We start from the raw sequence: 18067 nt of genomic DNA on the forward strand, positions 1-18067 counted from the left end.
CGCCGCACCTCTCCGCCTCTCACCGGGGGGATGAGCGCGGTGACCGAGCATGCCCGGAGAGCAAACGGGGAGTCGACACGCGAAGCACGCGCCGTCCAGACCCGGTTCACGATCCGTTCATTCTCATGTTCCCCTTATCTAAGAATCCGCGGCCACGTTGAGGACCCATGAGCCTTCTCCTGGATCCCCCCTCGAACTCCGCCACCGACGACGGCTCCGGCACGCCGACGCCCGAGCGCCGCCCGCTGCTCACCCTGCTCATGAGCGGCCGCACCCACGGCAAGCGCAGCGCCGTGACGTGCCTCTACAAGTGCGACAACGCGTGCTTCCACCCCGCGCCGAACACGAGCGAGAACGGCTACTTCCGCGACATCGCCGACGCCGTGCTCAGCCGCCGCGCGGCCCTCGCCGGCGGCGCCGCCGCCGCGGCGGCGGTGGTCATCGGCGCGAACCTGCTCACCGGCGGCCAGCCCGCCTCGGCCGCCAAGGTCGGCAGCGGCGGCGGCGCGGCGTTCGGCTTCACGCCCATCGCGCCCGTGCCGTACACGGTCGACGCGTTCACGGTGCCGGAGGGCTTCCGCTGGGACCCGATCATCCGCTGGGGCGACCCGCTCTTCGACGCCGCCGACGCCTTCGACCCGCACGCGCAGACGGCGCAGAAGCAGGCCAGGCAGTTCGGCTACAACTGCGACTACCTCGACATCATCGCCCACCCGAACGGCAAGAGCGCCGTGCTCGTGGCGAACAACGAGTACACGAACGCGCCGATCATGTTCCCGCCGGCCGCGAGCGAGGAGGAGCGCCTCGAGCAGCTCCGGGTGACCATGGCCGCCCACGGCATGTCGGTCGTCGAGCTGCAGCGCAAGCACAAGGGCACGCCGTGGTCGTACATCGTGGGGGCGCCGCGCAACCGCCGCATCACGGCGAGCACGCCGTTCGCCGTCGACGGGCCGGCCGCCGGATCCGACCTGCTCAAGACGAAGGACGACCCGGCCGGCCGCACGATCCTCGGCACCTTCGGCAACTGCGCCGGCGGCACCACCCCGTGGGGCACCGTGCTCTCGGGCGAGGAGAACTTCAACGGCTACTTCCGCGCCGACAACGAGGGCGACTCCGTGGCCGCGGCCGGCGCCCGCCGGTACGGCATCACGCCCAGCGCGTCGAGCTACGGCTGGGAGGCCGTGGACGCGCGCTTCGACGCCCGCCAGCCCGGCTACGAGAACGAGCCGCACCGCTTCGGCTGGATCGTCGAGATCGACCCGGAGGACCCGAGCGCGGCGCCGGTGAAGCACACCGCCATGGGCCGCATGAAGCACGAGGGCGCGAACGTCACGATCTCGAGCTCCGGCCACGCCGTGGCGTACATGGGCGACGACGAGCGCTTCGACTACCTCTACAAGTTCGTCTCGCGCGAGAGGTTCCGTCCCGGCAAGAGCGCCAAGGCGCGGGCGCACAACAAGACGCTGCTCTCGAGCGGCAGCCTGTACGTCGCGCGCTTCACGGGCGACTCGCCCGTCGAGGAGATCACGGGAACGGGCGCGCTGCCGTCCGACGGCCAGTTCGACGGCGCCGGCGAGTGGCTGCCGCTCGTGATCGACGACGAGAGCGTCGTGCCCGGCATGACGACCGACGAGGTGCTCGTCTTCACGCGCCTCGCGGCCGACGCCGTGGGTGCCACGAAGATGGACCGCTGCGAGGACGTCGAGCCGAGCCCGCGCAGCGGCCGGGTGTACGTGGCCTGCACGAACAACACCAACCGCGGCACCGGATCGAACGAGGGCGCCACCGAGGTGAACCCGCGCAACGTCAACCGCGACGGGCACGTGGTCGAGATCACCGAGGCGGGCGAGGACGCGACGGCGACGACGTTCGGCTGGAGCATCCTCATCCTCGCCGGCGACCCGGCCACCAACGCGCTGACGTACTTCGCCGGCTTCCCGGCCGACAAGGTCTCGCCGATCTCGTGCCCCGACAACCTCGCGTTCGACTCCGGGGGCAACCTGTGGATCTCGACCGACGGGCAGCCGGGCACGATCGGCTACAACGACGGCCTGTTCCGCGTGCCGCTCGAGGGCGCCGAGCGCGGCAACGTGCAGCAGTTCCTGGCGGTGCCGCGCGACGCCGAGACGTGTGGCCCCGTGATCCACGACGGCGACCAGAGCGTCTTCGTCGCCGTCCAGCACCCGGGCGAGGAGGGATCGTGGGAGGCGCAGAACTCCTACTTCCCCGACTACGTGCCCGCCGGCACCCTCGAGGGCGGCAAGTGGGGCGGCCCCCGCCCCTCGGTCGTGCAGGTGACGCGCGCCTGACGCGCGCTCGACGATGATGGCCCGGGCTCACCGCCCGGGCCATCATCGTGTCACATGTTCGCCCAGGCGATGAGGCCGGCGACGGCGAGCACGGCGGCGAGGCCGCAGAAGACGAGCGGCGCGATGCGCGCCTTGCGCTCCTCGTCGGCGTCGGCCCAGGCGGTCCCGGTGAGGACCACCTCGGGCCGGGTGAACGACAGCACGGGCAGAACGACGAACAACACGACGACGACGTAGGCGCCCAGGCCGCCCAGCATGAGCAGGAGCGGGTTGAGCACGAGCGCCTGAACCCAGGTGCTGGCCCCGCCCTCGACCCACAGCGAGCCCGCGCCCTCCGCCAGGGCGTACACGCCGGGGAACAGCATCGCAACGACGGTGAGCACCCAGACCGCGAGCACGACGACGGCACCACCGAGCAGCGGCACGACGAGCAGGCGCACGAGCGTGATCTCGGTCCTCTCCTGCCGCAGCACCAGTGCGGGCAGGATGACGACGACGATGAAGATCGCCGGCGCGAACGCGAAGACGAAGAACCCGACGTTGCCGAGCGGCTCCGGCTCCAGCGCGAGCGCGAATCCGCCCACGCCCATCAGGACGCCGAGCACGAGCGCCGCGAGGTTCGGGATCGTGCCGAACGTGCGCGCCACGAGCGTCCCGGGCTGGCTCGTCGGATCGTCCGCCGACCACCCCTGGCCCCAGTCGTCTCCCGCCTCGCGTGCGCCGTCGGACATCACCGGCCACCTCCCGCATCCGACATTAGATGCCGTCGGTCTCCGCATCGTGCACCCGCGCGTTGCGACCTGCTCCCGAGTCGGACACCGCCGCCGCACCCGCGGCCGCCTCGCCCTCCACCGGCGCCGCCGCCTCTCCGGCCTCGCCCTCCTTCGGCGCGCTGGCCTCGTACTGCCTCGAGAGCAGGCGGTACTGCGGGGTGAGGAAGGCGAGGAGCGCGAGCACCGTGCACACGAGACCCGCGATCACGAAGATCAGCGCGATGCCGCGCGACTCGCCGGTGCCCAGCAGCCACATCCACTGCCGCTGCCCCTCGCCGGTGCGCATGTAGGGGATGACGAACAGCTCCGCGATCGGCGCGATGAGCAGCGCCGTGATCGGCGCCGAGGCGGCCTCGAAGGTCATGGCGAACCCGAACACGCGGCCCTGCTTCTCGTAGGGCACGACGCGCTGGATCACCGTCTGCTCGGCCGCCTCGATCGCGGGGACGAGCGCCATGTAGAGCCAGATGCCGCCGATGAAGAGCCAGCCCCACTCGCGGATGCCGAACAGGGCCCCGATCACGCCGATGAGCACCGCGACGACGAGCATGGTGCGGATCGGCTTCCTGCCGAGCCCGCGCGAGGCGATGAGCGCGCCGCCCGCGATGAAGCCGGTCGAGGCGACGGCGAACCAGATGCCCCAGCCCTGCACGCCGAACAGGTCGATGCCGTACGGGTCCATGAGCGCCATGTAGACGCCGCCGACGAGGTTGTTGAGCGTCGTGAACAGCACGAGGGCGAACAGGCCGGGCGCCGCGATCACCGCCAGCCATCCGCCGCGGATGTCGACCCACTTCACCTGCTGCTCCGTGCGGACCACCCGGCGCTCCGGGATCTGCAGGGCGAGCAGGTGGAGCATCGTGAGCGCGAGCGCCGAGACGCCGATCACGAGCGTCCACCCCATGCCGAGGAAGCCGACGGAGAGCCCGCTGAAGACGCTCGTCACGAGCATCGCGAGGCCCTGCACCGTGCCGACGAGCCCGTTCGCGTTGGCGTGGCGCTCGTCGGGCACGAGCAGCGTCACGGTGGTCGACAGCGCGATGTTGCGCAGCTGCTCGACGACCGCGCCGGCGAGCATGACGACCGCGAAGATCCAGAACGCCGGCCCCGTGAGATCCGTGATGGCGCCCTCGCCGACGACGAAGAAGAACGCGGAGTCGAGCACGAACACGATCAGCGCGATGAGCGTGGCCCACACCATGACGGGCTTCTTGCGGAAGCGGTCGACGAGCGTGCCGAAGAACATGCTGAACAGCGAGACGAACAGCATGTACGCGCCGCCGATCACGCCGGTCGCGATGACGTTGCGCGTCTCGGCGTAGATCCAGAAGGTCAGCGCGAACCACAGGAAGCTCGTCGTGACGTTCGCCACGGCCGTGTTGACGAGCACGTGGAGGAAGCGCCGGAAGCCGTCGGCGGGGACGACGACGGCCTGACCGGTGGGGTCGTGCGAGACGGGCGGCGCGGCCGCGCCGTCGCCGGGGTGCGTGGGCGGGCGCGACGCGTCGCCCGAGGGCGTGGAGGTCTCCATGGGGCCCAGGGTAGGCGGCGCCTCGGACATCCGATACGTCTCAGGACGACGAACCGGCCGCGCTCAGCGGACGCCGCCGCGGAGAGGGTCGCTCCTCTGCGCGGCGGCGTCCGGCGCGCTCAGGACAGCGCGGGGATCACCTTCTGCTCGAACAGCTCGAGGCCCGAGGTGTCGTAGGCGGCCTCGGGGAAGTACGTGATCGCGTAGTCCATGCCGAGCTCGCCGATCGCGGCGAGCTTCTCGGTGACCTGCTCGACGGTGCCCACGAGGGCGCCGGGGGCGCGGTACTCACCCATGATGCGCTCCAGGGTGTCGCCGAGGTGCGGGGCCAGGCGCGCCTCGATCGCGCGCAGCCGCTCCTCGACCTCGGCCTCGGTCTCGCCGATCACCGTGTTGAAGTTGCTCGATCGGGTGATCTCGGCGAAGTCGCGCCCGATCCGGTCGGTGTGGCCGCGCAGGACCTCGCTCTTGGCGCGGAACACCTCCGGATCGCCGCCGGCGAAGTTCGTGTACGAGGCGTACTGCGCCGCGATCCGCAGCGTCACCTTCTCGCCGCCGCCGGCGATCCAGAACGGGATGCCGCCGTCCTGCAGCGGCAGCGGCTGCACGATCGCGCCGTCCACCTGGTAGAACTCGCCGTCGAGCGTGGCCTTGCCGGTGAGCCATGCCTGCTGCATGATGTCGACGCCCTCGCGCAGCATGCGCAGGCGGGCGGGCGCGTCGGGGAAGCCGTAGCCGTACGCGCGCCACTCGTGCTCGTACCATCCGGCGCCGATGCCCATCTCGGCGCGGCCGCCCGAGACGTGGTCGACGGTCGCCGCGACCTTGGCCAGGTAGGCCGGGTTGCGGTAGCTCATGCACGTGCACATCTGCCCCAGCCGCACGCGGCTCGTCGAGGCGGCGAACGCCGCCATGAGCGTCCAGGCCTCGTGCGTCGCCTCGGCGCTCGGCACGGGCGTGGTGTGGAAGTGGTCGTAGACCCAGATCGACTCCCACGGGCCGGCGTCGGCACGCTGTGCCAGCCCGTTCATCGTGTTCCACTGCTCGGTGGTGTCGATGCCGACCAGGTCGAAGCGCCAGCCCTGCGGGATGAAGGTTCCGAATCGCATAGCGCTCACGCTACTCCCGCACGGCGATCGGCAGGGACGCGACCCGCCCCGATGCGGCGCCGACACGCCCGCGGGCTCAGGGCACGCGGTGCAGCCAGGCGTCGGTCGAGAACTTGGTGCGCACGAGCTCCTCGGCGGCCGCGTACTCCTCGGCCGAGACGGATCCGCGCGTCGCGCCCGTGTAGGCGGCGAAGGTCTCCATGAACCGGTCGATGATCGCCCGCCGGGGCATGCCCGTCTGGCTGCGCAGCGGATCCACCCGCTTGGCGGCCGAGACCGTGCCCTTGTCGCTGAGCTTCTCGCGCCCGATGCGCAGCACCTCGGTCAGCACCTGGCCGTCGATGTCGTAGCTGAGCGTGGCGTGGTGCAGCACGCCGCCGTTCGCGAGGCGCTTCTGCGCCGCGCCGCCGATCTTGCCGGTGGGGCTCGCGATGTCGTTGAGGGGCTGGTACGTCGCGTCGATGCCGACCGAGCGCAGCGCCTGCAGCACCCAGTCGTCGAGGTAGGCGTACGAGTCAGCGAACGTCAGGCCCGCCACGAGCGAGGCCGGCACGTAGAGCGAGTACGTGATGATCTGCTCGGCGCCCATGAGCATGGCGCCGCCGCCGGAGATGCGGCGGACGACCTGGAAGCCGTGCTTCGCCGCGCCATCCGGATCCACCTCGTTGCGGTACGACTGGAAGGATCCGATGACGACGGCCGACTCGTCCCACTCCCAGATGCGCAGCGTGGGCTTGCGCTCGCCGGCGCCGACGCGCTCGGTGAGCACCTCGTCGAGCGCGAGGTTCATCATGGGCGAGACGGCGGGGTCGTCGACGATCTCCCACTCGAAGTCGCGCCAGCCGGCGGCGGTGACGAGCGCGCGGCGCACGGCGGTGCCCACCGACTCCGGTGTGAAGCCCAGCAGCTGCGCGCCCTCCGGCAGCGCGCCGCGCACGGCGGCGGCGATCTGGGGCACGTCGGCGGTGTCGGGCAGGCCGTTCACGGCGGCGTTGATGTCGAGCAGCGCGTCGTCCGGCTCGAGGAAGAAGTCGCCCGCCAGGTGGAAGCCGCTGATCCTGCCGTCCACGACGTCGAGGTCGACGACGACGAGCTTGCCCCCTGGCACCTTGAACTCACCGTGCATGCTCCCACCCTACGACCGCGAAACAGCAACCCGGCGCCGAGTCAGCGGCGTCTGCACGCTGTCTCGGCGCGCGGATGCTGTCTCGCCGGATGTGGGGGGGTCAGCGCGGGGGGAAGCGCGCGTCGAGCCAGGCGCGCAGGTCGGCGCGCACCTGCGGCCAGCTGGCGTCGTTGACGATCTCGTGGCGGGCGTCGGGGTAGACGAGGGTCGTGACGTCCTCGAAGCCGCCGCGGGTGCGGTAGGCGTCGGCCAGGCGGTGCACGGAGCGCGGGCCGCCCACCGGGTCGTCGCGGCCCACGAGCAGCAGGATCGGCACGTCGCGCCCGGCGGCCTCGCGCAGCCCTCGGCGGGGGCGGCCGAACAGGCGCGCACCGTCGACGAGACCGAAGAGCTTGCGCAGCGGCGTGGCGGTCGTCAGCGGGTCGGCGTGGAACGCGCTCGCGACGGCCGGATCGGTCGAGAGCCACTCGAGGCCGTTCGCCTGCGGTCCCCGCCAGCGCGCGTTCAGGTCGCCCGCGTTGAGGGAGCCCGGCCAGCGCAGCGCCGAGCCGCTCAGGACGACGGCGTCGTAGCCCGCGGGATCGGCATCGAAGAGCATCTGCGCGAGGAACGACCCCCACGAGTGCCCCAGCAGGACGAGCGGCAGGCCGGGACGCTCGTCCCGGATGATGCCGCTGAGCCGACGCACCGCGGCGAGCGCGGCGGGGTGCCCGCCCACGCCGAGCCTGCCGAGCAGGCGCGCGTCGCCGTGCTGCTTCATGCCGGTGCGGCCGTGGCCGCGGTGGTCGTCCGCATACACGACGAAGCCGGCGCCCGTGAGCGCCTCGATGACGTGCGCGTAGCGTCCCGCGTGCTCGCCCACACCGTGCAGCAGCTGCACGACCCCGCGCGGCGCGCCCTCGGGCTCGTGGACGTCGTAGACGATCGCGACGCCGTGCGCGTCGATGAACTCGGGCATGAGTGGCACCCTATCGCCCCCGAACCGGCACGGCGATATCCGGGTTCCGTTAGCAAAGCTAATGAGCTAGGCTAATGATTCGAATGGCTAACGAATCACTCTCCTCCGACGCCTCCGAGATCCGCGCGGCGACCTTCCGCCTCTCGCGCCGCATGCGCCAGCAGCGCGCGGTCGCCGAGATGACCGACGGCCAGTTCGCGGTCCTCGCCCATCTCAACACCCTCGGATCGCACACGCTCTCAGCCCTCGCCGCGCGCGAGGGCATCACCGCGCCGTCGATGAACCGCACGGTGAACGGGCTCGAGGAGCTCGGCTACCTCACGCGCACCGAGGATCCGGCCGACCGGCGCCGCGTCGTCATCGCCATCACCGAAGCCGGCCGCGCCGTCGTGGCCGAGACCACGCGCCGCCGCGACGAATGGCTCGGCCGCGTGCTCGCCGGGCTCCCGCCCGAGGACCGCGCCGTGATGCGCCGCGCCGCCGAGATCATCCTGCGCGAGGTCGAGCGCGACCCCCGCCTCGCCGCCGAGCCGCAGGCCGCGCCCGATCCGGCGGATCCGGGTCGCGAGGCCGCGCAGGACGGAGGCCGGCCGTGAACGCGATGTTCCGCTCCTTCGCCTCGTTCAACTACCGGGTCTGGTTCCTCGGCGCCCTCGTGTCGAACATCGGGTCGTGGATGCAGTCGACGGCGCAGAGCTGGGTGGTGCTCACCTACCTCACCGACAACGACGCGGGCGCGATGGGCCTGACCATGGCGCTGCAGTTCGCGCCGCCGCTGCTGCTCGTGGGCGTCACCGGCTGGGTCGTCGACCGCTTCGACCGGCGCCTGCTGCTCATCGTCACGCAGCTGCTGCTGGGCGTGCTCTCGGTCGCGACCGCCGTGCTGCTGCTGAGCGGCCTCATGACACTCGGGATGATGTACGCCTTCGCGTTCGCGATGGGCATCGTCGCCGCCTTCGACAACCCCGCGCGGCAGACCTTCGTGACCGACATCGTGCGGCACGAGCTCGCCTCGAACGCCGTGGCGCTCAACTCGGCCTCGTTCAACAGCGCGCGCATGCTGGGCCCGGCCGTGGCCGGCGTGCTCATCGTCGCGATCGGATCGGGCTGGGTGTTCCTGCTGAACGCCGCGACGTACCTCGCGATGATCACCGCCCTCCTGCTGATGCGCACGCACGAGCTGCAGCCGCGCGCCGAGCAGAAGAACCGCTCGCGCCTCAGCGACGGGTTCCGCTACGTGCGCACCCGGCCCGACCTCATCGTCATCTTCGTGATGATCTTCCTGATGGGGGCGCTCGCGATGAACTTCCCCATCTACGCCTCGACGATGGCGCTCGAGTTCGGCCGGGAGGCCGACGGCTTCGGCCTGCTCAGCTCGATCATCGCGATCGGATCGCTGGCCGGCGCCCTCATGGCGGCGCGCCGCGATCGCGCCCGGATGCGGGTGGTCATCGCCGCGACGGGGGGCTTCGCCGCGATCGCGCTCCTGTCGTCGCTCATGCCCACCTACTGGCTCTACGCCATCGTCATCGTCGGCATCGGCTTCGCCACCGTGACCATGCTCACCACCGCGAACGGCTACGTGCAGACGACCACACCGCCCGCCGTGCGCGGGCGCGTGATGGCCATCTACATGGCCATCCTCATGGGCGGCACGCCCGTGGGCGCGCCGATAGTCGGCTGGATCGCGGCGGAGTGGGGCCCGCGCGCGGCGATCAACACCGGCGCCCTCGGCGGCCTCATCTCGTGCCTCATCGGGCTGACGTGGCTCATCGCGTCGGGGCGCATGCACCGCCACGAGCACCGCCGCCTCGGCTTCTCGATCGATGAGACCGTGTCGATCCCCGTCATCACGAAGCCGGGACCCGGGCCCGAGGAGTTCAGCGAGGAGATCGCGAGCACGACGCCCATCTCGATCGCCGACGACGATCCGGACGCCGAGCCGGCCCCGCGCCGCGCCTGACCCGCGTCAGCGGGCGAGGACCACCTGCAGCTGCTCCACGGCCCAGTCGAGCTCGGTGGCGCGGATGACCAGGGGCGGGGCGATGCGGATCGTCTGGCCGTGCGTGTCCTTCACGAGCACGCCGCGCGCCAGCAGCGCCTCGGCGACCTCGCGGCCGGTCCCGAACGCCGGATCGATGTCGACGCCCGCCCACAGCCCGGCGCGGCGGTAGCCCGCCACCCCGTGCGCGATGAGCGCGTCGAGACGCGTGCCGAGGTGCTCGCCGAGGGCCCGCGCGCGCTCCTGAACGGTGCCCTCGCGCAGCAGCTCGACGACCGCCAGGCCCACGGCCGCCGCGAGCGGGTTGCCGCCGAAGGTCGAGCCGTGCTCGCCCGGGCGGATCACGCCCAGCACGTCCTCGTCGGCCACGACCGCCGAGACGGGCAGGATGCCGCCGCCCAGCGCCTTGCCGAGCAGGTACACGTCGGGCACGACGCCCTCGCGGTCGCACGCGAACGTCTCTCCGGTGCGCCCGAGGCCCGACTGGATCTCGTCGGCGATGAAGAGCACGTTGCGCTCGCGCGTGAGCGCGCGCACCTCGCGCAGGTAGCCCTCGGGCGGGATCACGACGCCGCCCTCGCCCTGGATGGGCTCGAGCAGCGCCGCGACGGTGTCGTCGTCGATCGCCGCCGCCAGCGCCGCGGCGTCGCCGAACGGCACGGCGGCGAATCCCGGGGCGTAGGGACCGAAGTCGTCGCGCGCATCCGGGTCGTCGCTGAAGCCGACGATCGTCGTCGTGCGGCCGTGGAAGTTGCCGTGCGCGACGACGATCTTCGCGCGGTCGGCGGGCACGCCCTTCACGCGGTAGCCCCACGCGCGGGCCACCTTGATGCCGGTCTCCACGGCCTCGGCGCCCGTGTTCATCGGCAGCACGAGGTCCTTGCCGCACAGCTCGGCCAGCGCGGCCGCGAACGGCTCGAGGCGATCCGAGCGGAACGCGCGGCTCGTGAGCGTGACGCGCCCCAGCTGCTCCGTCGCCGCGGCGACGAGGCCGGGGTGGCCGTGCCCGAAGTTGAGGGCGGAGTAGCCCGCGAGCAGGTCGAGGTAGCGGCGCCCCTCGACGTCGGTCACCCACGCGCCCTCGCCCGAGGCGATCGTGACGGGCAGGGGCTTGTAGTTGCGCGCGACGTGCGGCTCGGCCGTCATCGGGCGCCGCCCCGCAGCTCGAGCGTGCAGCACTTGATGCCGCCGCCGCCGAGCAGCAGCTCGGACAGATCGATCAGCACCGGGTTGTAGCCGCGCTCGCGCAGCTGCGCCTCGAAGCCGGTGGCACGCGGGGAGATGAACACGTTGCGGCCGTCGCTGGCCGAGTTCAGGCCGAACACCGCGCCGTCGGCGTCGGCGACGCGGATCGCGTCGGGGAAGCGGCGCTCCAGCTCGGCGCGGCTGGCGTCGTCGAAGGCGCCGGGCAGGTAGGCGATCGTGGGCGTCTGGCCCGGCGCGACGACGGGGTCGAGCACGCTCAGCGCGGTGTCGAGGTGGTAGAAGCGCGGGTCGACGAGCGTGAGCGAGACGACCTCGCGGTCGAACACGCGCGCGATCTCGGCGTGGCTGTCGTCGGTCGAGCGGAAGCCGCGCCCCGCCAGGACGACGTCGCCGGCGAGCAGGAAGTCGCCCTCGCCCTCGTTCGTGAACTCCGGCAGCACGACCTCGAAGCCGTGCGAGCGCGCCCATTCGATGAAGGCGGGCTCCTCGCCCTGACGCTCCTCGAAGCGGAAGCGCGGCGCGTAGAAGACGCCGTCGATCACGAAGCCGCCGTTGGCGGTGTAGACCATGTCGGGCAGGCCGGGGACCGGATCGATCAGCTCGACCTCGTGGCCGAGCTCGACGTACGTGTCGTACAGCTTCTGCCACTGCCGCACGGCGAGCGCCGTGTCGGTCGGGTTGGCCGGCTCCATCCACGGGTTGATCGAGTACGACACCGTGAAGTGCTCGGGCCGGCACATCAGGTACCGGCGCGGGTGCTGCGTGCGCTCGGAGGCGGGCGCGACGGCGACGGACATCTGGGACATGGATCGCTCCTCGTCGTGAAAACGGGCGGCGGACGCTGTCCTCGGGCACTGCGGAGTGACTCAACACCTACGCGAATGCACGCCGCACACATTCTGCCACGCGCCCGCTGCGAACCCCCGTCTCACACGGTGGGCGGCGAGTACGCCAGCTGCAGCACGAGGTTGCCGCGGTCGCGCGAGATGTACTGCGCGCGGCCCGGCACCGCGGGACGCGGCTTGACGTTGCCGATCAGCGCGCCCTCCTCGGTGGGGCCCGAGAGCATGATGCCGGGCGCCGCCAGGTCGCGCAGCGTCTGCGTCACCGGCTCGTAGAGGCTGCGCGAGGCGCCGCCGATGCGACGCGCGAACATCACGTGCAGGCCCACGTCGGCGGCCTGCGCCAGCAGCGGCTGCAGCGCGGCGAGCGGGTTGCCGCTCGCCGTGGCGACGAGGTCGTAGTCGTCGACGAGCACGAACGCCTCGGCGCCCGACCACCACGAGCGGTCGCGCAGCTGCTGGGGCGTCACATCCGGGCCGGGCAGGCGGTTGCGCAGGTACTGCGCGAGGCCCGCGATCTCCTGGGTCGCCTGATCCGCGGTCGTGTAGTAGCCGGCGAGGTAGTCCTCCGGCACCTCGGCCAGCAGCGCGCGGCGGTAGTCCACAATGAAGATCTGCGCCTGGGCGGGCGTGTAGAGCCGGCGCACCTCGCCGGCGATGCCGCGCAGGAACGACGTCTTGCCCGATCCGGAATCGCCGAACAGGTACAGGTGCGAGTCGGCGCGCGGATCGAAGCCGACGGGGCCGAGCGCGGCCTCGTCGATGCCGAGCAGGATCGAGCGCTGCAGCCGCTCGTCGGTGGCCGCGGCGCGCAGGTCGTCGAGCCGCAGCATCTCGGGCAGCAGGCGCAGCTTCGGGCCGGGGCGACCCTTCCACGCGGCGCCGACGCGAGCGACGAGGTCCTCGACGCCCTCCGCGAGCGAGTCGTCGTCGGCCACGCCGTCGACACGCGGCAGCGCGCCGATCATGTGGTGACCGCTCATCGTGAGGCCGCGGCCGGGGCGCTCGCTGGGCACGTTCTTGGCGATGTTGCGGTTGATCTCCGAGTCCATCGGGTCGCCCAGGCGCAGCTCGAGCTTGCTTCCGAACGTGTCGCGGATCTGCGTGCGGAAGTCCATCCAGCGCGCGGTCGTCGCGACGATGTGCAGCCCGAAGGTGAGGCCGCGCGCCGCCAGCGCCTGGATCTCGAACTCCATCTCGTCGAACTCGGCCCGCAGGGTCGGCCAGCCGTCGACGATGAGGAAGATGTCGCCGTAGCCGTCGTCGACGCGCCCCTCGGCGCGCCAGCGCCGATAGGTCTCGATCGAGTCGATGCTGTGCGCCTTGAAGAACTGCTCGCGCGCGTTCAGGATCCCGAGGATCTCGGAGTACATGCGGCGGAGCACGTCGGGCTCGTTGCGTCCGGCGACGCCGGCCACGTGCGCGAGCCGCGACAGCGGCGTGAACGTGCCGCCGCCGAAGTCCATGACGTAGAACTGCACCTCGGCCGGGGTGTGGGTGAGCGCGAGGCCCGCGACGATCGAGCGCGCCATCGTCGACTTTCCGCTGCGCGCGGAGCCGACGATGGCGACGTGCCCGCCCGCACCCGACAGGTCGAGCTCCAGCACCTCGCGGCGCTGCTCGAGCGGGCGGTCGACGATGCCCAGCGGCAGCCGCAGGCGGCCGCGGCGCCGCCACGACGGCGACACGAGCCCGAGCGCGGGGTCCTCGACGAGGTCGCCGAACAGCTCGTCGAACGTCGGAGGCGTCTCGAGCGGCGGCAGCCACACCTGGTGGGCGGGCGGACCCTGCCCCTTCATGCGCTCGACGGCGATGTCGAAGGTGACGCGCGTCTCGGCCGGCTCGCTCGGGTCCACGTACGCCTCGGCGTCGTCCGCGGCTTGCGTCGGCGCGATGACGGGGGCGGCGGTGAACTGCTGCACCTTGACGTCGCGCACCGGCTGATCGGCGCTGCGCTGCGTGCGCCGCCGGGCCTTGGGGGGCGCCGACACGTAGGCGGCGCGGAACTGCGTGAGCGTGGACGCGTCGGACTTCAGGATGCCGTGACCGCCGCCGCCGGGCAGCTCGAAGGCGTCGGGCACACCGATGACGGCCCGCGAGTCGGCCCCCGAGAACGTCTTCAGACCGATCCGGTACGACAGGTGCGAGTCGAGGCCGCGCAGCTTGCCCTCCTCGAGCCGCTGCGTCGACAGCAGCAGGTGCATCTGCAGCGATCGGCCGAGGCGGCCGATCGCGACGAACAGCTCGGTGAAGTCCGGCTTGGCGGCGAGCAGCTCCGAGAACTCGTCGGCGACGATGAACAGCGCCGGCAGCGGCGCGAGGTCGGTGCGGCCGCCCTTGCGCGCCTTCTCGTAGTCGGCCACGTTGGCGAAGTTTCCCGCGTCGCGCAGCAGCTCCTGGCGGCGCACCATCTCGCCCGTGATGGCGTCCTGCATGCGGTCGACGAGGGTGAGGTCGTCGCCGAGGTTGGTGATGACCGCCGCCACGTGCGGCATGTCGGCCATGCCCGCGAACGTCGCGCCGCCCTTGAAGTCGACGAGCACGAAGTTGAGGTCCTCGGACGAGTGCGTCATGGCCAGCGCGAGCACGAGGGTGCGCAGCACCTCGGACTTTCCCGATCCGGTCGCGCCGATGAGCATGCCGTGCGGGCCCATGCCCTGCTGGGCCGACTCCTTGATGTCGAGGATCATCGGCTGGCCGTCCACGGTGAGGCCGATGGGCACCCGCAGGCGGTCGCGCGCCCGGCGCGGGCGCCACGCGACGGCGGGATCGAAGTCGCGCACGTCCGGCAGGCCGAGCAGGTCGGTCAGCTCGGCCGAGACGGCCTTCTTCGGACCGGCCCCGGTCTCCTCGGCGACCTCGAGCAGCGGGGTGAGCCGGCGGGCGGTGGCCTCGGCGACGCTCACGCTGATGCGGTCGGGCACGGCCGGGTGCGGCGAGACGCCGCGGCGCGCGATGTGCATGATCTCGTGCCCTGATGCCTCGGCGAGCAGCAGGCGCAGCGTGTGCGGATCGGTCAGCTCGCCCCACATCTGCGGCAGGTCGAGCACGGTCACCCCGTGCACGCCGTCCTCCGAGGCGATCGGGTGGCCGGCCGGCAGGTGCCCGCCGTCGACGACGAGCAGGAGGTGGTGGCCCGAGACGGTGGTGCCTGGCGCGAAGCGCGGGCGCTCCGAGATGCCGGCGTCGACGAGCCCCTCGATGTCGGCCCACGTGGCGCCGACGAGGCGGGCGGGGCCGACGGCGTCGCGCTCGCGCGCCGAGTGGGCGTGCGGCAGCCACTTCGTCCACTCCCAGTAGGGGAGCGCGTCGGGCGCGGCGAGCACGGCGACCTGCAGCTGCGACGGGTGCACGAACGTCGTCAGGTGCGCGATCATCGCGCGGGCGAGGCCGCGCGCGCGTGCCTCCGATCCGGCGATCTCGATGCGGCAGGTGGAGAGGAGGTCGACGGCGTGCGGCAGCCCGGGCTGCACCTCGTGGGTGAGCACGAAGCTGTGCGCGGCGGAGGCGCTGACCGGGTCGAGCTGCGCGAGGGCGGGCACCGGCGCCTCCTCGAGGTCGAGCGACAGCGGCTGCACCGACGTGCCGATCCGCACGATGTACTGATCCGCCTGGTCCGCGCGCCGCTCCCACACGCGCGAGCCCTCCTCCGCGATGAAGGGCAGCGCCTCGGGATCGGGCAGCACGTACTCGGAGAACTCGCGCTGGCGGCGCGCCGTCTCGCGCACCACCTCGCGCGTCTCGGAGAGGTACGCGAGGTACTCGCGCCGGGTGTTGAGCACGTTCTCGGCGTGCGTCGCCTTCTGGCGCCAGATGTTGCCGCCGACCATGGCGAGCGCCATGAACAGGAACATGCCGCCCATGAGGTAGGTGCGCATCGGGTCGCCGCCCTGATTGAACGACATCAGGGCGATGGCGCCCATGCTGCCCACCATGGGCAGCGCCATCATGAGGGTGTTCGACATGCCCTCGGGCTTGGGCAGCTCGGGCGGTGGCTGGATGATCAGCTGGCCACCCGGCGGTGCCTGCGGCGGACGCTTGGTCGGCGCCGGCATGCTCACGTGTGGTTCCCCCTCCTGCCCGGACGACCCTGCCATAGTATGGCCCCAGGCGGGTCGCGGTTGCACGCGCCTTCGAGGATCGGATCGAGAGCGTGGCGGGAACGAGCGTGAATCTCGTGCTCGCGGGGTCGGGCCGGAGGCGCGACCTCGCCGTGCCGAGCGACGTCACGGTCCGGGAGCTGCTGCGCGCGTCGGGACTGGACCCGCTGCGCATGGGCGTGATCGGCCCGGCCGGCGATCCGCTGCCCCTCGACGAGCCCGTCGGCGAGGGCCTGTCCGACGGCTCGCTGCTGTGGGTGTTCGACACGGCCGCCGCGGCCGACGCCTCGCGGGCCGCCGACGAGGCGCAGCGCCGCAGGGCGCGGGCCGGCGGGCACCCGGCAGTGCGCGTGGCCGTGCTCGTCACGCTGGCGGTGGCGCTCACGATCGCGGCGGTCCTCCAGCCGCAGACGCCGTGGGCGGCCGTCGCCGCGGCGGCACTCGCGCTCGGCGCGGGCGCGCTCGCCTTCCACCCCGAGGCGGCGGAGAACGATGTGCGCGCCATGCTCGTGCCGATCGTCGCGTTCGCCGCGGGCGCCGTCGCGAGCTCGGGCACCGCGTCGCCGCAGGCGGTGCTCACCGTCGGGGCCGTGTGCGCCGCCACCGCCGCGTGCCTGCGCCACGGCTACGGCCTGCTGCGACGGCAGCCGGTGCTGCCGGTGACGGGCATCTCGGCCGTCATCTGGACGGCGACCGCCGCCGTGCTGGCCGTCTGCTTCCTCTTCGCGCTGCCCGCCCACACGCCCGCCGCGCTGCTGCTCGGCGCCGTGCCGCTCGCGTTCCGCGCGCTCACGCCCGCATCGGTGCCGATCGACGAGGAGGATCTGCTCGACATGCCGTTCCTCATCCGCGATGCGCCCGGCGTCCGCGAGACCATGCCGCGGCCCCCGCGGCGCGTGGCGCGCGACGACATCGCCGGCACGATCCGCGAGGCCGGAAGGCGCCGCGACTCGGGCGCGATCCTGCTCGCGGCGATCTCCGCCGTCTCGGCGTGGGCGCTGCTCGACGCCGTGCCGGCCGGCACGGTCGCCGCGTGGTGCGCCCTCGGGGGCGTGGCCGGCGTCGCGGCCTTCCTCGGCCTGACGTCGCGCACCGCGCACCGCGGCATCACCAAGGTCGCCACCGGGGTGGGCGCCACGGCGGCCCTCGTACCGCTCGTGCTGCACGCTGCGCCGCTGTGGCCGCTGCTGCCGTTGCTCATGGCGCTCGCCCTGGTCGTGTGCGGCCTGATCGCCGTGCTGCTGATCCGCCCCGCGCAGGCCGGATGGCGCTCGCTCGGCTGGTCTCGCACGGGCGACATGCTCGAGGTCTCGTTCGTCGCCCTCACGCCCGCCGTGCTGCTCTACGCTTCCGGAATCATCGACGAGATCGGCAGGAGGATCGCATGACGATCGGCTCCGCACCCCCTCAGGGCCCCTCGCGTCGGCAGGCGCGCGGCGCCCAGCCGCCCGCTCCGCCGCGGCCGCCCGCGGCGCGCGCGCAGGCGGCGCCGCCGCGGTACCCCACGTTCGACACCCCGCGCTCGCTCGTGCAGGTCCCCGCGGCGGCGGGGCCGGGGCCCCGCATCGCCGCATGGCTGATCGATCTCGCCGTCGTGGCCGTCGTCACGGTCGGCTCCTGGCTGCTGACGGGCTCGGTGCTCGTCACGGTGATCGTGGCCGCCGAGATCCTCGTCGGCCTCGCCGTGTGGGAGGGGCACACGGGGTCCACCTTCGGCCAGCTCGCCCTCGGCCTGCGCACCGTGCGCGCCGGCACGGCGGTGTCGGCCGGGGCGCCGCGCGCCTTCCCGCGCGCGCTCGTCTTCGGCGCCTCGCACCTCGTCGTGGTGGGACCTCTCGTGCTGCTGCTCACCGCCATGGCGGATCGCTCGCGCCGGCGGCAGGCGTGGCACGACCGGATCGGCGACCTGCAGGTGATCGACGTGCGCCGCACCGAGTTCGTACCCGCCGAGCAGGAGCCGCCCTCGCGCGCGGCCGCCCCATACGGCGCGGTGCCGCCGGGAGCCGCGCCATACGGCGGCACGCAGGGCACCGGCCGCCCGGCCGGGGGCACCACCCCGCGGGCGGCGGGTGCGGGGACCCGCGGCCCGGCGCCCGCGCTCGTCGCGCCGG

The 18067-nt window shown here is 72.6% G+C and carries 13 protein-coding genes; 5 read left to right on the forward strand and 8 right to left on the reverse strand.

What is annotated here, in order from left to right; translation table 11 throughout:
* Positions 1-167 precede the first annotated feature (167 nt).
* The gene (locus ACODR5_RS00695; RefSeq protein WP_460817122.1) at positions 168-2309 is read left to right on the forward strand and encodes a PhoX family protein; all 2142 of its coding nucleotides are present in this window, start codon (positions 168-170) and stop codon (positions 2307-2309) included.
* A 50-nt stretch (positions 2310-2359) separates the two neighbouring features.
* Here the strand turns inward: ACODR5_RS00695 and ACODR5_RS00700 are convergent, their stop codons facing one another.
* The 5 genes from ACODR5_RS00700 to ACODR5_RS00720 form a co-directional block, all read right to left on the reverse strand.
* A complete protein-coding gene (locus ACODR5_RS00700; protein ID WP_488982415.1) occupies positions 2360-3040 on the reverse strand; it encodes a hypothetical protein in 681 nt (226 codons plus the stop codon).
* Between the two features lie 25 nt (positions 3041-3065).
* Entirely contained in the window at positions 3066-4613 is a 1548-nt protein-coding gene (locus ACODR5_RS00705) for an MFS transporter (protein ID WP_460817125.1), read from the reverse strand.
* Positions 4614-4732: 119 nt separating this feature from the next.
* Positions 4733-5722, reverse strand: coding sequence for an LLM class F420-dependent oxidoreductase (locus ACODR5_RS00710; RefSeq protein WP_488982416.1), 990 nt, complete (start codon positions 5720-5722; stop codon positions 4733-4735).
* A 76-nt stretch (positions 5723-5798) separates the two neighbouring features.
* A complete protein-coding gene (gene lplAB / locus ACODR5_RS00715) occupies positions 5799-6848 on the reverse strand; it encodes a lipoate-protein ligase LplAB (protein WP_449853890.1) in 1050 nt (349 codons plus the stop codon).
* Positions 6849-6948: 100 nt separating this feature from the next.
* A complete protein-coding gene (locus ACODR5_RS00720; protein WP_449853891.1) occupies positions 6949-7806 on the reverse strand; it encodes an alpha/beta hydrolase in 858 nt (285 codons plus the stop codon).
* An 83-nt stretch (positions 7807-7889) separates the two neighbouring features.
* Here ACODR5_RS00720 and ACODR5_RS00725 point away from each other — a divergent pair, with 83 nt between their 5' ends.
* Positions 7890-8402, forward strand: coding sequence for a MarR family winged helix-turn-helix transcriptional regulator (locus tag ACODR5_RS00725; protein ID WP_488982417.1), 513 nt, complete (start codon positions 7890-7892; stop codon positions 8400-8402).
* Positions 8403-8407: 5 nt separating this feature from the next.
* The gene (locus ACODR5_RS00730; protein WP_488982422.1) at positions 8408-9769 is read left to right on the forward strand and encodes an MFS transporter; all 1362 of its coding nucleotides are present in this window, start codon (positions 8408-8410) and stop codon (positions 9767-9769) included.
* 6 nt (positions 9770-9775) lie between these two features.
* On the opposite strand, the gene rocD is transcribed toward ACODR5_RS00730, so the two are convergent.
* From rocD to eccCa, 3 genes are all read right to left on the reverse strand, one after another.
* On the reverse strand, positions 9776-10954 hold the full coding sequence (rocD, locus tag ACODR5_RS00735; RefSeq protein ID WP_488982418.1) for an ornithine--oxo-acid transaminase: 1179 nt from the start codon (positions 10952-10954) through the stop codon (positions 9776-9778).
* Complete coding sequence (gene ddaH / locus ACODR5_RS00740) at positions 10951-11820, reverse strand: dimethylargininase (protein ID WP_449853894.1); 870 nt, start codon at positions 11818-11820, stop codon at positions 10951-10953. The genes rocD and ddaH overlap by 4 nt, the downstream gene beginning before the upstream one ends.
* Before the next feature lie 122 nt (positions 11821-11942).
* The gene (gene eccCa, locus ACODR5_RS00745; protein WP_488982423.1) at positions 11943-15911 is read right to left on the reverse strand and encodes a type VII secretion protein EccCa; all 3969 of its coding nucleotides are present in this window, start codon (positions 15909-15911) and stop codon (positions 11943-11945) included.
* A 98-nt stretch (positions 15912-16009) separates the two neighbouring features.
* Between eccCa and ACODR5_RS00750 the strand changes: the two genes are divergently transcribed.
* Positions 16010-17344 (forward strand): hypothetical protein, encoded by a 1335-nt coding sequence (locus ACODR5_RS00750; RefSeq protein WP_488982419.1) that lies wholly within the window; start codon positions 16010-16012, stop codon positions 17342-17344.
* Positions 17341-18067 (forward strand): RDD family protein (locus ACODR5_RS00755; protein WP_488982420.1); only part of this gene is annotated, 727 nt, incomplete at its 3' end. The genes ACODR5_RS00750 and ACODR5_RS00755, both read left to right, overlap by 4 nt.

Source organism: Microbacterium sp. FG3 (assembly GCF_057809335.1).